The organism is Saccharomonospora glauca K62, from assembly GCF_000243395.2.
GTDB classification, from domain to species: Bacteria; Actinomycetota; Actinomycetes; order Mycobacteriales; family Pseudonocardiaceae; genus Saccharomonospora; species Saccharomonospora glauca.
In genome coordinates this window covers 294,706-308,996 of sequence record NZ_CM001484.1, presented here as the reverse complement: position 1 = coordinate 308,996, position 14,291 = coordinate 294,706, and the positions used below count along the sequence as shown (strand labels likewise).

Below are 14,291 nucleotides of genomic sequence, written 5' to 3'. Positions count from 1 at the left end.
CGACATGGCAACCGTCGCTGAGTGGATCGAGGGGGCACGGCCGCGCACTCTGCCCAACGCCGTGGCCCCGGTGCTGGTGGGCGTGGGAGCCGCGGCGCAGCTCGACGCGCTGTCGTGGTGGCGTTCCCTGTTGGCGCTTCTGGTGGCACTGGCACTGATCGTCGGCGTGAACTTCGCCAATGACTACTCCGACGGGATCAAGGGCACCGACGCCGAGCGGGTGGGGCCGCTCCGGTTGGTGGGCTCGGGGGCCGCGTCCGCGAAGACCGTGCTGGCCGCGGCGCTGACGTCGTTCGCGGTGGCGGCGGTGTTCGGCCTCGTGCTCGTCCTGGTGACGGGCGAGTGGTGGCTGCTGCTGGTCGGGGCCGCGTGCATTGCCGGGGCGTGGTTCTACACCGGAGGTTCCCGGCCGTACGGCTACGCGGGCCTCGGCGAGGTCGCGGTGTTCGTCTTCTTCGGTCTCGCCGCCGTGCTCGGCACCGTGTACGTGCAGGCCGGGCGGGTGAGCTGGGAGGCCCTCGGCTGCGCGGTGGCCGTCGGGTGCCTTTCGATGGCGGTGCTCGTGGCCAACAACCTGCGCGACATCCCCACCGACCGCGTGGCGGGAAAGATCACGCTCGCCGTGCGGCTCGGTGACACGGGCACGCGCCGGTTCTACGTGGTCCTCGCCATCGTGCCGTTCCTCGTCACGATCGCGCTGGGCATCGCCCATCCCGTGGCGCTCGTGGGCCTGCTGGCGGCCGCGCTTCTGGTGAACCCAGTGCGCACGATCACGAGTGGCCGCGTGGGACTGCAACTCATCCCGGTGCTGCGCGACACGGGGTTCGCCATGCTCGCGTGGGCGGTGCTCACGGGCGTGGCACTCGCGCTCGCGGGCTGAGGCGACGACGTCAGCCGGGGAACACCCCGGTGTCCAGGAACCGCTCAAATGCCTTGAGGTGCGGCTCGACGTCCAACCCCCGCTCGGCCAGCCAGTCGTCGTTGTAGTACGTCCCGGCGTAGCGTTCACCGCCGTCGCAGAGCAGCGTCACCACGCTGCCGCGCTCGCCTCGGGCGAGCATCCGCGAGATCAGCGTGAACGCGCCGTAGAGGTTGGTGCCCGTCGAACCACCGGCCCAGTGTCCGGTGTGGCGGCGCAGGAACCTGATCGCCGCCAGCGACGCGGCGTCGGGGACCTGGATCATCTCGTCGATCACCTCGGGAAGGAACGACGGCTCCACCCTCGGCCGCCCGATCCCCTCAATCCGAGACGGCATTCCCGTCTGGTAGTCCCGCGCGCCGGTCAGCCACGCGCCGTAGAAGGCGGAGTTCTCGGGGTCCACCACGGCGATCTTCGTCTCGTACCTGCGGTAGCGGACGTACCGGCCGAACGTCGCGCTGGTGCCGCCCGTACCCGCGCCGACCACGATCCACGACGGCACCGGGTACCGTTCCGAACGCATCTGCGTGAACACCGACTCGGCGATGTTGTTGTTGCCCCGCCAGTCGGTGGCCCGCTCGGCATAGGTGAACTGGTCGAGGTAGTGGCCGCCGCACTCGGCGGCGAGCCGTTCGGCCTCGGTGTACATCTCCGGCGGACGGTCGACGAAGTGACAGCGCCCGCCGTAGAACTCGATGAGCTCGATCTTCTCCCGGCTCGTCTTGCGCGGTACCACGGTGACGAACTCCAGCCCGAGCATCCGCGCGAAGTAGGCCTCGGACACCGCCGTCGATCCGCTCGACGCCTCCACCAGCACCGTGTCGGGGCCGATCTGGCCGTTCACCAGGCCGTACAGCAGCAGCGACCGTGCCAGCCGGTGTTTGAGCGAGCCGGTGGGGTGCACGGACTCGTCCTTCAGATACAGGTCGATTCCCCACTCGGCGGGGAGGGGAAAGACGTGCAGGTGGGTGTCCGCACTGCGATTGGCGTCGGCCTCGATGATGCGGACGGCTTCCCGCACCCACTCGTCGTTCACTGCCCCTCCTGCTCGTCGGTGTCCCGGCGGTCGTCCTCGCGCGAGGAGCCCGCGGAGTCCTCGTCCGTGTCGAGGCTCTCACCGCGCAGCTCGGCCCGAAGGCGGGCGCGTTCGGCGGCGCGCCGTTCGTTGCGGGCCGCGAGTCCCGCCGTCACCCTGGCGTTCAGGGACCGGAACAGCAACAGACCGAGCGGCAGCCCGACGACCAACCCGATGACGAGGCCGACGAGCAACGGCACCCTGGCGAGCACGAGGATCGCCGCGATCACCGCGACGAGCGCGAACCGGGCGAGAACGTAAAGAACGAGATCACGGACAAGCGTGTCGGATCGGCGGTCGCTCACGCCCTCCGAGGCTACGCGGTGGCCGTCCCCACCCTCGGAGCGCCCGAACAGCTCCGTTTGTCCCTTACTACCTCTTTACTCATTGACAACCGTTCGAGTACCCGGCGGGGGAAGTGACACGATTCTGACCTCCGAGTAGTGAAGGAGGCGAAGAGTGACCGCGAGCACTGGAGGCCGGCTCCTGACGCCGGGCGAAGTCGCCGCACTGTTCCGGGTCGATCCGAAGACGGTGACGCGCTGGGCGACGGCGGGTCGGATCGGATCGATTCGCACCCCTGGGGGCCATCGCCGTTTCCGCGAGTCCGAGGTCAACCAGCTCCTTGCCGAGCTGACCACGGACGCACGTGAGCGGCCCCAGAACTAACCTCGCCACCGGGGTGTCCTTCGCGTGCCTTTCCGGTCCCCTGCCTCGCGAAGGACACCCCGAACGGCGCAATGGACAAAAGGGTTAATCTCGGGTGCGGTAGTGTGGTCATCCGCGCGACACACCGAAAGGAGCGAGCATGCTCTACCTGCTCGCGGCGATCGGCGCCGCCACCGTCGCTTTCCTCCTGTGGCGTCTGCTCGGTGCTGACCGCGTAGGGGTGTCCGCACGACAGGCCCCACTCGCCCCCGACGACGACCCGGAGTTCCTGCGTCACCTCGCGGAACAGCAGAAGAAGCGCAAGGACGAGAACCCCAGCGACTGACTCACCGGGCTCCTCAACGCAACGACGGCATCCCCGCCGTCCCGAATCCGTCGGCGAGCACCGCGGCAAGTTCCAACAGCGCCGCCCGCGTGTCGCCGGAAAGCCGGTCGAGTTCGATCTCCGCGCCCTCTTCGAGATGCGGGTCGAACGGAATGCGCACCACCGCGCGCATCCGCGCCGCGAAGTGCGCCGCCAGCCTGTCCAGGTCCACCGAGCCCGCCTTGGGCCGGACCGAGTTGATCACGGCCACGGAACGTTCCACGAGGTCGCCGTACCCGTGCGCGTCCAGCCAGTCGAGCGTCGTCGAGGCGCTGCGCGCGCCGTCCAACGAACCCGACGACACCACGACGAGCGCGTCGGCGGAGTCGAGCACGCCCTTCATCGCCGAGTGCATCAGGCCGGTGCCGCAGTCGGTGAGCACGATGTTGTAGAAGCGTTCGAGCACCGACATGACACGCAGGTAGTCGTGCTCGGAGAACGCCTCCGACACGGCCGGGTCGGTGTCCGAGGCCAGGATCTCCAGCCTGCTGGAGCCCTGCGAGGTGTAGGCCCGCACGTCGCTGTAGCGCGTGATGCGGTCAGCGTCCCGCAGCAGGTGCCGCACCGTCGCCGTGGTCTCGATGGGAATCTTCTGCGACAACGTGCCCGCGTCCGGGTTGGCGTCGACGGCGATCACCCGGTCGCCCCGGAGCGAGGCGAATGTCGAGCCGAGCATGGCCGTGGTGGTGGTCTTGCCCACCCCACCCTTCAGGCTCAACAACGCGATGCGATGGCAGCCCCGCAGCGGCTGGTTCACCCGTGACACGAGTTCCCTGCGACGCCGGTCGGCGGGTCCCTCGCCGGGGTTGATCAGCTTTCCCGTCGCCAGGTACACGGCCCTGCGCCATCCCGACTTGGGTTCCCGCCTCGGCTTACGTACGAACTGCGCGCTGTCGAGACCGGAGCCGTGGTACGGGTGCCCGTACTGCGGCTGCGGCAGGGGTTGTCCGCCCTGCGCGCCGAACTGGGTGTGCGAGGCGACGGGCGGCACGGCCCCCTGCCACCCGGAAGGCGGGCCCTGCCAGGCCGGCGGCGCCGGGTGGGGAGCGGAGTCCGTGCTCGCCTCGGAAAAGAGCGGATGATCCTGCCCGCCACGGTCGTTGGGTGCGGTCACCGCGTCAGTCCTCCGATGGGTTGCCGAGCGTCCCCCTCACGCTTCACACGTGTGACGGTAGCCGCAGCGACACGAGGACGTCAGCTAACTCCGGCATACGAGTGAAGCCCCGTCGAGACGAGGTTCACGAAGAACAGGTTGAACACGGTGACCGCGAAGCCGACCACGTTGATCGTGGCGGCTCGCTTGCCTCGCCAACCCGCTGTGGCTCGGGAGTGCAAATAGGCAGCGTAGACGACCCACGCGACGAAGGCGACCGTCTCCTTGGGATCCCAGCCCCAGAACCGGCCCCACGCCGCCTCGGCCCACACGGCGCCGCACAGGATGCCGAAGGTGAACACCGGGAACGCGAACACGGTGGTCCGGTAGGCGACCCGGTCGAGCACGTCGGCGGCCGGCAGCTTCGGCGCCAGCTTGCCGAACTTCACCGGGTCCCGGTCGTAGGCCGACCGGATCAGGTACAGGATGCTCGCCACGCCCGGCACGAGGAAGATGCCGGACCCCACGGCGGCCGCGCTCACGTGGATCACGAGCCAGTAGGACTGCAACGCGGGCTGCACCGGCGCCGCGACGGCGTAGAGCAACGTGCCGCCGATGAACATGAGGATGACCACCGGCAGCAGCACGAAGGCCGACAGGTGGCGGATGGGGTACTTGCGCATCATCACGAGCCACGCGACCACGGTGACCAGCGTGATCGCCGCGATGTACTCGTACATGTTCCCCAGGGGGAACCGGCTCGTGGCGAGGCCGCGGAGCACGAGCGCCGCCAGGTGAAGGGCGAGCCCCAGGATGGCCAGCGCCGCGCCCATCCGGCCGATGCGCTCGGTACGGGTCCTCGGCGGCCTGCCGGTCCCTGCGGTGCCGCTGCCCGTGGCCGGCTCCGTGACGACCTCGGCGGAGGAGCCCCCCACCCCGACGAGCTGCCCGGCACGGGTGCGCTCGGCGGCTCGGAGTCCGCGCTTGCCGAACGACTGCTCAACGAGGAAGAAGATCATCGCCAGCACGTACACCGCGACGGCCGTGGTGTACGACCAGTCGCTGTACTGCGACAGCGTCTCGTTCACCGGCATCAGCGTGCCTTTCTGTCCTGCGAGGTGCGTTCGAGGATGTCCCGCGCGATGGCGGTGAACTCCTCGCCGTACCCGGCCTGATCGGTACGGGCGAGCCCGCCCAACTCTACTACGGAGCGTCGGACATCAGAGTCGGTGCCGTCGGGTGTCACCCGTACCCAGAAGCGACGGCGCTTCACCACCAGCGACCCGCCCAACCCGGCGAACATCGCGATGGCGAAACCGAGGACCCAACCCTGCGTGGGGTCGTGCGACACCTGCAACGACACCCAGCGGCGCACCCCGTCGAAGCTGATGCGAGTGCCGTCGTCGAGGGTGACGCTCTCCCCGACCCGCAGGTTCTCGCGAGCCACCCGCTCCAACCGGCCGCTCTCGACCATCCGCTGGTCGATCTCGAAGATCGACTCCGAGCGGCCGGACTCCACGCCCAGCTCCCCGCGCATGACGTCGATCGCGACCGCGGGATCGGTGAGGTCGGGGAACGACGACGTGAGGATGTTGCCGTGGAACGCCGCCGTGGGCGCGAACAGGCCCGTGATCGCGAGCTGGTTCTTCCGGCGTTCCTCCGAGTCGCTAATGCCGGGCGGGTCGAACTTCGTCGCACCCTGCGACAACATCGTCGTCGTGTCGGTGGGCCGCCACTGGATGGTCCGGGTCCGCGACTCGCCGTCGGGCCAGGTCACCGTGAACGTCGGCGCGTAGCCGTGGCCGAGCAGGTACACGCGGTCGCCCGCCGTCCGCAGCGGTTCGTTGACCGCGAGGCGGTAGTCGCGCCACGTGCCCGATTCCAGGTCCTCCCCCGCCTGGTACTGGACGTCGGCCTCGTAGCTGATCGGTTGGCCGGCTTCCGTGAACTCGGCCTCGAAGTCGTTCACCTTCACGCAGAACGGCGAGAGCTGAGTGCCGTCCACCCGAAGCCCCGGATCGAAGGAGTCGTAGGCGAAGACACCGGAGTTGCAGAACTCGTGCCCGTCCGCGTGGACGATCACCTGACCCTCGTACGAGTACATCGCGCCGAGCGCCAGAGTGACGATGATGCCGAGCATCCCGAAGTGGAAGACCAGGTTGCCCGTCTCGCGCAGGTAACCGCGCTCGGCGCTGACGGTGCGTGTGCCGTCGGGCTGCGTGCGCTCGGCCACCCGCCAGCCGCGCAGCCTCTGCCGCACCACATCGATCACCTCGTCCGGGTCGCTCGCGACCTCGGCCTTGGTGTAGTGGGGCAACCGCGACAGGTTCCTCGGCGTCAGGACCGGCCCCGCACGCAGGGCGCGCAAGTACTCGCCCGTCCTCGGCACCAGACAACCCACCAGCGACACCATCAGCAGCAGGTAGATGGCCGAGAACCAGACACTCGAGTAGACGTCGAAGAACTGCAACCGGTCGAGCAGGCGCCCCCACCAGCCGTGCTCGGCGATGTACTCCTCGGTCTTGCCCGCGTTGAGGTCCCACTGCGGCAACAGGGCACCGGGCAGCGCGGCGAGCGCCAGCAGGAAGAGCAGCACCAGGGCGGTGCGCATGGAGGTGAGCCCGCGCCACGTGTTGCGCAGAAACGCCAGCACCCGTCGGACGGGCGTCTGCCGATAGGTCGGGCGGGTCGTCTCCGGGCTCTCGGTCGTCGTGGTCTTCTCGCTCACAGCGGCAGCCTCTTGTCCGTGATGAAAGCGTCACGCATCCAGCTCGTCAGGTCGGCCCACAGCCCCGTCACCAGCAGCACACCGACGGTGAGCAACAGGACCCCGCCGAAGATCTGCACCTTGCGGCCGTTGCGACGCAACCAGTCGGCGGCGCCGACGGCCCAACGCGCTCCCGCGGCCAGCAACACGAACGGCAGCCCCAGCCCCAGGCAGTACAGCAGCACCAGGAAGACGCCCCTGACCCCGGCCCCACCGCTGGACGCGGCGAGCACCAGGACCCCGGACAGCGTCGGGCCGATGCACGGCGTCCAGCCGAGCCCGAACACGGCACCGAGCACCGGAGCCCCCCACACGCCCGCGCGGGGCACCCGATGGACCCGGAGGTCCTTCTGGAACACGGGAAGGAAACCCAGGAAGACGAACGCCATCGCGATGATCACCACACCGCCGATGCGCTGCAGCAATTCCTGGTTCACCCACAAGGCGTCGGCCAACCACACCAGTCCGCCGACGCTGGCGGTGAACACGACGGTGAAACCCAGCACGAACAGTCCCGCGGCGCCGACGACGGCGAGCCTCCCCCGCTTGCGTTCCTCGTCGACCCGCACCGCGGGAGCGTCGGCTCCGACGAGTGCCGCCAGGTAGGCCAGGTAGCCGGGCACGAGGGGAACCACGCAAGGAGAGGCGAACGAGACCACGCCCGCGAGCAGGGACAGGCCCGCGGCGAGCAACAGCGGCCCGGAGGCCGCCAGCTCGGATAGCTCATTCACGCGCCTCAGCGTAGGGAATACGGTCCGCGTGAAGCCCACTGGCCGGTACGACGAGTGAGCTGGATGACCGGAATGCCCGGCTCAGGCCCCCTTCTCCGCGACCAACCGGTCGACGAGCGGCCTCAGGTCGGAGGCCAGCAGTTCACGCAGGAACACGGCCGCGACCCGGCCCTGCCGGTCGACCACGATGGTCGAGGGCACCACGCTGCGCGGGTAGCCGGACAGGTTGATCAACGACCGGCCCGAGGGGTCGTAGATCGAGGGGTAGGTCAGTCCCCGGTCGCGCATGAAGTCCTGGGGAGCCGAACGGTCGTGGTCGCGCACGTCGATGCCGAGCACGACGACACCGTCGTCCTTGGTCTCCTCGTAGAGCTTCTGCATCTCCGGGGCCTCCGTGCGACACGGACCGCACCACTGGCCCCAGAGGTTGATGACCAGGACCTTGCCCTCGTAGTCCGAGGCGGCGATGCGCTCGCCCGGATCGAACAGGTCCTCGCCCGCCACCTCGGGCAGCTCCTGCCGCTGGCCTTCGTCGTAGTAGATGTCGGACTGGCCACCGGGAGCCACGAAGCTGAAGCTGCTGCCGCTGACCACCGCGTCGTCACCGGTGGTGCACCCGGTGAGGGCCACGGCCGTCGCTGCCAGCGCGGCAGCGATCCTGCGCGTCACCTGTGCTCTCATGCGCCGGTCACCCTCGGGTCGGTACTTCCCGCCGGTTCGCTGTAGACGATGTCCACGAGCTGCTCGTCGTCGAACACGAAACTGGTGAGCGAGGCGAGCGAACACTGCCGTCGTCTCGGGTCGTGCCACAGGCGCTTGCCCTCCAGGAAGCGACGAAGGGTCCAGATCGGGAGCTGGTGGGACACGCACAACGCCTCGTGCCCCTCGGCCGCCGCCCGCGCGGCGTGCACGGCACCCAGCATCCGGTGGGCGATTTCCAGGTACGGCTCGCCCCAGGACGGCAACAGCGGATTGCGCAGCTTCGGCCAGTGCTTCGGCTGCCGCAACGCGCCGTCACCCACGCTGACCTTCAACCCCTCGAACTGGTTGACCGCCTCGATGAGGCGCTCGTCGGTGGCCACGTCGAGCCGGTGCGCCGCGGCCGCCGGAGCAGCGGTCTCCTGCGCCCGCTCCAGTGGCGAGGCCACGACGTACGTGATGCGGTGCGACGCCAGCGCCTCCGCGACGAGCAGCGCCTGCCGACGGCCTCGCTCGGACAGCCGGTAACCCGGCATCCGGCCGTACAGCACCCCTTCCGGGTTGTGCACCTCGCCGTGACGCAGCAGGTGGACGATGGTGCGAGTGCCCCGGCTCATGGCCGCTCCGCCGAGGCAGCGGCCCGTGCGGCCTTCGGCAGCGCCGCCTCGATGATCTCGAACGCGGCGTCGTCCATGGCGGCGTTGACGAACCACGCCTCGAACGCGCTCGGGGGCGCGTACACGCCGGCGTCCAGCAGCGCGTGGAAGAACGGCTTGAAGCGCCACGTCTCCGACGCCGTCGCGGCGGCGTAGTCGTGCACGGGCCGATCGGTGAAGAACACCGTGAGCAGGTTGCCCGCGTAGGAGACGGTGTGCGCGACGCCCGCCTCCCCCAGCGCCCGCCCGAGCAGACCACCGAGCCGCTCGGCGTTGGCGTCGAGCGCGCGGTAGGTGGCCTCGTCCGCGAGCCGCAGCGTGGTCAGCCCCGCGGCGACGGCCACGGGGTTACCGGACAGCGTGCCCGCCTGGTAGACCGGCCCGGTGGGCGCGAGCCGTTCCATGATGTCGGCGCGACCGCCGAACGCCGCGGCGGGCAGCCCGCCCGACATCACCTTGCCGAACGTGTAGAGGTCACCGGCCACGCCCTCGCGGCCGTACCAGCCCGCGGCCGAGACCCGGAAGCCGGTCATGACCTCATCCATGATGAGCAGCGCACCGTGCTCGTGCGCCAAGTCCCGCAACCCCGCGTTGAATCCCTCGTGCGGCGCGACGGCGCCCATGTTGCCCGCCGCGGCCTCGGTGATCACCGCGGCGATCGAGTCGGGGTTCTCGGCGAATGCCTTCCGCACGGCGTCGAGGTCGTTGTACGGGAGCACCAGCGTGTCCGCGGCCTGTGCGCCCGTGACACCGGGGGACGTCGGCAGACCGAGCGTGGCCACCCCGGAGCCCGCCTGGGCCAGCAGGGCGTCCACGTGGCCGTGGTAGCAGCCGGCGAACTTGATGATCTTGCTACGTCCCGTGAAGCCGCGAGCCAGTCGAATGGCGCTCATCGTGGCCTCGGTACCCGAGTTCACGAGCCGCACCCGCTCCACCGGCTCCACCCGCCGGATGATCTCCTCGGCAAGCTCCACCTCACCCATCGTCGGCGTGCCGAACGACAGCCCGGACGACGCGGCCGCCCGTGTCGCCTCCACCACCTCGGGATGGGCGTGTCCGAGGATCATCGGTCCCCACGAGGACACGAGATCGACGTAGCGGTTGCCGTCGGCGTCCCACAGGTACGCGCCTTCGCCGCGCACCATGAACCGGGGAGTTCCGCCCACCGCCGCGAACGCCCGCACCGGCGAGTTCACCCCGCCCGGCGTCACGGCCGTCGCCCGTTCGAACCAGGACCTGGACTGCTCGACTGCTCCTGTCACGTCTGCCAGTCTCGCAAAGTCGACTTCACCGTGTGTCGGCCGGCCGGGCCGGGCGAGACACACGTCGCCTCCGACGGCGCCGGGTTCGCGCCCCGAGCACGACTTGTCGCGCACAGTCCACGAGCAACAGGCCCGTGACCGCGGCCGAGAGGAACGCCAGGCCGATCCAGTTGCCTCCGTACACGTGGGAGACCAACTCGGCACCGTCGTTCGCGCGAACCGTCACGGTGGTCACGGCCGCGCTCCAACACCGCCTCGCCGCCCACCCCGCCGTGACGGCGAGCACCAACTCCACCGCCGCCACCACCAGCCGCCACGGCTGGTGCAACTGGTCGTCCCGTACCAGGACCGCGATCGAGGGCGGGGTGTCGGCAGCGTCGGTCACGGCGGGCAGTGTCTCACGTGGTGATCCGTGGTCTCAGGTTCGGTCCCGTAGCGTCTCGCGCAGTGCCTCGCGAAACGCGGCGCCGTCACGGGCCCAGGCGAGCACCACCGTGCCGTCGGTAAGCCGCAGCGGCACCTCGGCGAACTTGCGCGGCACCCCGAGCCCCCCGCCGAGCACCCGCGTCCCCGGTGGGGCCTCCACATCGTCGATCTCGGCGATGCGCTCCACCTCAAGTCGCTCGCCGCCCTGCCACAACGCGGTGGTGGTCACCCGCACGCTCAGGAAACGGCGCCGCGCGTACACCCACAGCGCCGTCGACGCGAGGAGCCCGGCCCCCACCACCAACCACAGCACGGGCTGGGACCGGACCCCGGAGAGGAGTTCAAGGCCGTAACCCACCAGCGCGAACAGCGGACCCCAGGTCAGGGCCCATCCGCTCGCGCCGGGCTCGTGGTAACGAACGTCCTCGACCTCGCTCAGGACCGCCCGCCTCCGATGCCGCCTCCGAGACCTCTACGAGGTGCGGGGAAGTAGTCGGCCACGCTCGGTAGGTAGAGCAGCGCCGTCGCCACCACCGCCAAGAACGACGCGGCGACCATGGGCAGGCTGGTGGGGAACAGCAGCACCTGAATCAGCAGCGTGACGGCGGCGATCACCGTCAGGAACGTCCGCGCCGACCGCGTGCCTTCCCGAGCCTTCCAGCCGAACAGCGCGAACAGCACCGCGAACACCACCGCTCCGACGAACATCGTCCACAGCAGCGTCCGCACGCCGGTCCGGATCTGCTCCTCGTTGAGGTTGTCGTTGGCGTTGAGGTCGATCAACGCGTTCGACACGGTCTCCTGCTGGGTCAGCGTGTAGCTGAACACGACCACGAGGAGGACTCCCGCCAGCACGTACAGCCAGAAGGCCACCGTGACCGGGGTGGGCGGCTTGCTCGTGTTCCGGGGCTGCCCCGGCGTGCTCGGTTCGGGCGGCAGCCCCCGTGCCCGGCGCTCGTCGTCCGACTCCCGGCGCTCCGACGCGCCGTCCGATTCGCCTGACTCAGTCACAGTTCCGAGCCTAGTCCAGCCAGGAAGCCACTTCAGCCGCCCAGTACGTGAGGACGAGATCGGCACCCGCCCTGCGGATCGAGGTGAGCACCTCCAGGATCGTGCTCCGCCGGTCAATCCAGCCGTTGGCGGCGGCGCCCTCGATCATCGAGTACTCACCGGAAATGTTGTAGGCCGCCACCGGCACCGGGGAGACCTCCGCCGCGGCCTTCACCACGTCGAGGTAGGCCAGCGCGGGCTTCACCATGATCGCGTCGGCGCCCTCGGCGACGTCCAGCTCGATCTCCCGCAGCGCCTCCCGCGCGTTGGCGGGGTCCTGCTGGTAGGTCTTGCGGTCGCCGGCGAGCTGCGAGTCGACGGCCTCGCGGAACGGCCCGTAGAAGGCGCTCGCATACTTCGCCGAGTAGGCGAGGATGCCGGTGTCGGTGTACCCGGCGTCGTCGAGGGCCCGGCGGATGACCCCGACCTGACCGTCCATCATCCCGCTCGGCCCCAGCATGTGGGCCCCGGCCTCCGCCTGCGCGAGCGCCATCTCGGCGTAGCGCTCCAGCGTGGCGTCGTTGTCGACGACACCGGACGAGTCGAGAACCCCGCAGTGGCCGTGGTCGGTGAACTCGTCGAGACAGGTGTCCGCCATCAGCACGGTGTCGTCGCCGAGGTCGGCACGAAGATCGCGCAGGGCGACGTTGAGAATGCCGTCGGGGTCGGTGGCGGCACTGCCCACGGCGTCGCGCTTCGCCGGGATTCCGAACAGCATCAAGCCGCCCACCCCGGCCTCCACCGCCTCGGCGGCGGCCTTGCGCAGGGTTTCGCGGGTGTGTTGCACGACGCCGGGCATGCTGGAGATGGGCCGTGGCTCCGTGGCGCCCTCGGCGACGAACAGGGGCAGGATCAACTGACGCGGTCGCAGCGTGGTCTCACTCACCAGGCGACGCATGGCGGGAGTGGTGCGCAACCGACGGGGACGATGCTCCGGAAACACCCTCCCGAGCTTACCCCGCGGTAGGCCCGGAAACGCCCGCCGACCACGGACACGACGAAGGCCACCCATCCCGTCCGGAATGGGTGGCCTTCACGCCGGGATCAGGAGCGGCGGGTCCGCTTGGCCTTGCGCGGCGGCGGCAGGGCGCCCTCGGCACGCAGCTTGGCCGCGTGCTCGGCGAGAGCGTCCACGAGCATCACCGCGTTGGGCTTCTCGGGCCGCACGTCCACACGGAGCCCGAACTCCGTGGCGGTCTCCGCGGTCTTCGGGCCGATGCACGCCACGAGCGTGCGCGCGTGCGGCTTGCCCGCGATGCCGACCAGGTTGCGGACCGTGGACGACGAGGTGAAGCACACCGCGTCGAAACCACCGGTCTTGATCATCTCGCGGGTCTCGGCGGGCGGCGGAGCGGCCCGGACGGTGCGGTAGGCCGTCACGTCGTCGACCTCCCAGCCGCGCTCCTGCAGCCCCGCCGACAGCGTCTCGGTGGCGATGTCGGCCCTCGGCAGCAGGATGCGGTTGACCGGGTCGAGCACGTCGTCGTAGGGCGGGAACTCCTGCAGCAGGCCCTCGCTCGACTGCTCACCGCTGGGCACGAGTTCCGGGATGATGCCGAACGAACGCACCTTCGCGGCGGTCGACTCGCCGACGCAGGCGATCTTGACACCGGAGAACGCCCTGGCGTCGAGGCCGAACTCGCCGAACTTCTCCCACACCGCGCGCACGGCGTTGGCCGAGGTGAACACGATCCACTGGTAGCGGCCGTCGACGAGGCCCTTCACCGAGCGCTCCATCTGCGCGGGGCTGCGCGGGGGCTCCACCGAGATGGTGGGCACCTCGTGGGAGGTGGCGCCGTGGCTGCGGAGCCGCTCGGCCATGTCGCCCGCCTGCTCCTTGGTGCGCGGCACCAGGACCTTCCAGCCGTAGAGGGCACGCGACTCCCACCACGACAGCTTCTGGCGGTTGCTCACGGCCTCGCCGATGGTGACCACCAGCGGACCCACGAGCTCACCCGCGTCGGCGGCGAGCGTGGCCAGCGTGGAGTCGAGCGTGCGCTGCGTGTTGCTGGTGCCGTTGGAGGTCACCGCGACCGGCGTCTGTGCCGCAAGCCCGTGCTCGACCAGCTCCGACGCCGCCTCCGCCAGGTGGCTGGACGTCGCGTGCAGCACGATGGCACCGGGCGTGGCCGCGAGCTTCGCCCAGTCGACCTCGCCCGCCCGCAGGTCCACCTCGGCGTGCGCGGCACCGAGCGCCACACCCGCGTACGCGGGGACCGCCGTACCCGCGGACACACCGGGCACCACGTCGAACACCGCGCTGGTACGCGCCACCGCCTGTACCTCGGCCACGATCGCCTGCTGGGTCAACGGGTCCCCGGCCGTCAACCTCAGCACCAGCCTGCCCGCCTTGGCCTCGGCGGCCAGATCCTTGGCGACGTCCCCCGGGTCGCCCACGGCGGGGCGCACCTCGGCGTCGGCACCGGCGAAGGCGAGCACACCGGAAGGCACATCGGGGTCGGTGACCACGAGGTCGGCCTTCGCGAGCAGCTCCTGGGCCCGGACCGTCAACAGCCCGGTGTCACCGGGGCCCGAGCCCACGAAAGCGACACGCCCCGTGGTTTTGCGTGCGCGGGTCAT

General features: G+C 70.1%; 17 protein-coding genes. 3 read left to right on the top strand and 14 right to left on the bottom strand.

Annotation, left to right across the window (positions count from 1 at the left end):
* Window positions 1-4: 4 nt before the first annotated feature.
* Window positions 5-880, top strand: a complete 876-nt coding sequence (locus SACGLDRAFT_RS01580; protein WP_040919481.1) for a 1,4-dihydroxy-2-naphthoate polyprenyltransferase — start codon at window positions 5-7, stop codon at window positions 878-880.
* Window positions 881-890: 10 nt separating this feature from the next.
* On the opposite strand, the gene cds1 is transcribed toward SACGLDRAFT_RS01580, so the two are convergent.
* On the bottom strand, window positions 891-1,955 hold the full coding sequence (gene cds1, locus SACGLDRAFT_RS01575) for an L-cysteine desulfhydrase Cds1 (RefSeq protein ID WP_005461199.1): 1,065 nt from the start codon (window positions 1,953-1,955) through the stop codon (window positions 891-893).
* Window positions 1,952-2,299: a DUF4229 domain-containing protein gene (locus SACGLDRAFT_RS01570; protein ID WP_005461198.1), complete on the bottom strand. Its 348-nt coding sequence runs from the start codon at window positions 2,297-2,299 to the stop codon at window positions 1,952-1,954. Before SACGLDRAFT_RS01570 ends, cds1 begins: the two co-directional genes overlap by 4 nt.
* Before the next feature lie 154 nt (window positions 2,300-2,453).
* Here SACGLDRAFT_RS01570 and SACGLDRAFT_RS01565 point away from each other — a divergent pair, with 154 nt between their 5' ends.
* Both SACGLDRAFT_RS01565 and SACGLDRAFT_RS01560 read left to right on the top strand, forming a co-directional pair.
* Window positions 2,454-2,663, top strand: a complete 210-nt coding sequence (locus SACGLDRAFT_RS01565; RefSeq protein WP_005461197.1) for a BldC family transcriptional regulator — start codon at window positions 2,454-2,456, stop codon at window positions 2,661-2,663.
* Window positions 2,664-2,802: 139 nt separating this feature from the next.
* The gene (locus SACGLDRAFT_RS01560; protein WP_005461196.1) at window positions 2,803-2,988 is read left to right on the top strand and encodes a hypothetical protein; all 186 of its coding nucleotides are present in this window, start codon (window positions 2,803-2,805) and stop codon (window positions 2,986-2,988) included.
* 13 nt (window positions 2,989-3,001) lie between these two features.
* Here SACGLDRAFT_RS01560 and SACGLDRAFT_RS01555 read toward each other — a convergent pair whose 3' ends face one another.
* The 12 genes from SACGLDRAFT_RS01555 to SACGLDRAFT_RS01500 all read right to left on the bottom strand — a co-directional run bounded on the left by SACGLDRAFT_RS01555 (window position 3,002) and on the right by SACGLDRAFT_RS01500 (window position 14,291).
* On the bottom strand, window positions 3,002-4,141 hold the full coding sequence (locus tag SACGLDRAFT_RS01555; protein WP_005461195.1) for a MinD/ParA family ATP-binding protein: 1,140 nt from the start codon (window positions 4,139-4,141) through the stop codon (window positions 3,002-3,004).
* Between the two features lie 80 nt (window positions 4,142-4,221).
* Entirely contained in the window at window positions 4,222-5,214 is a 993-nt protein-coding gene (gene ccsB, locus SACGLDRAFT_RS01550) for a c-type cytochrome biogenesis protein CcsB (protein ID WP_005461194.1), read from the bottom strand.
* A complete protein-coding gene (gene resB, locus SACGLDRAFT_RS01545; RefSeq protein ID WP_005461193.1) occupies window positions 5,214-6,848 on the bottom strand; it encodes a cytochrome c biogenesis protein ResB in 1,635 nt (544 codons plus the stop codon). The genes ccsB and resB overlap by 1 nt, the downstream gene beginning before the upstream one ends.
* Complete coding sequence (locus tag SACGLDRAFT_RS01540) at window positions 6,845-7,618, bottom strand: cytochrome c biogenesis CcdA family protein (RefSeq protein WP_040918379.1); 774 nt, start codon at window positions 7,616-7,618, stop codon at window positions 6,845-6,847. Before SACGLDRAFT_RS01540 ends, resB begins: the two co-directional genes overlap by 4 nt.
* An 81-nt stretch (window positions 7,619-7,699) precedes the next feature.
* On the bottom strand, window positions 7,700-8,299 hold the full coding sequence (locus tag SACGLDRAFT_RS01535) for a TlpA family protein disulfide reductase (RefSeq protein ID WP_005461190.1): 600 nt from the start codon (window positions 8,297-8,299) through the stop codon (window positions 7,700-7,702).
* Window positions 8,296-8,934 carry a histidine phosphatase family protein gene (locus SACGLDRAFT_RS01530; RefSeq protein ID WP_005461188.1) on the bottom strand — a complete coding sequence of 213 codons (639 nt, stop codon included), beginning with the start codon at window positions 8,932-8,934 and terminating at the stop codon, window positions 8,296-8,298. The genes SACGLDRAFT_RS01535 and SACGLDRAFT_RS01530 overlap by 4 nt, the downstream gene beginning before the upstream one ends.
* A complete protein-coding gene (gene hemL / locus SACGLDRAFT_RS01525) occupies window positions 8,931-10,235 on the bottom strand; it encodes a glutamate-1-semialdehyde 2,1-aminomutase (protein WP_040918376.1) in 1,305 nt (434 codons plus the stop codon). The genes SACGLDRAFT_RS01530 and hemL overlap by 4 nt, the downstream gene beginning before the upstream one ends.
* A gap of 25 nt (window positions 10,236-10,260) precedes the next feature.
* A complete protein-coding gene (locus SACGLDRAFT_RS01520; RefSeq protein WP_005461185.1) occupies window positions 10,261-10,620 on the bottom strand; it encodes a hypothetical protein in 360 nt (119 codons plus the stop codon).
* A gap of 33 nt (window positions 10,621-10,653) precedes the next feature.
* Window positions 10,654-11,019: a hypothetical protein gene (locus SACGLDRAFT_RS01515; protein WP_005461183.1), complete on the bottom strand. Its 366-nt coding sequence runs from the start codon at window positions 11,017-11,019 to the stop codon at window positions 10,654-10,656.
* A 77-nt stretch (window positions 11,020-11,096) separates the two neighbouring features.
* A complete protein-coding gene (locus SACGLDRAFT_RS01510; protein ID WP_005461180.1) occupies window positions 11,097-11,672 on the bottom strand; it encodes a hypothetical protein in 576 nt (191 codons plus the stop codon).
* Window positions 11,673-11,682: 10 nt separating this feature from the next.
* On the bottom strand, window positions 11,683-12,654 hold the full coding sequence (hemB, locus tag SACGLDRAFT_RS01505; protein ID WP_005461179.1) for a porphobilinogen synthase: 972 nt from the start codon (window positions 12,652-12,654) through the stop codon (window positions 11,683-11,685).
* Between the two features lie 101 nt (window positions 12,655-12,755).
* A complete protein-coding gene (locus tag SACGLDRAFT_RS01500; RefSeq protein ID WP_005461178.1) occupies window positions 12,756-14,291 on the bottom strand; it encodes a bifunctional uroporphyrinogen-III C-methyltransferase/uroporphyrinogen-III synthase in 1,536 nt (511 codons plus the stop codon).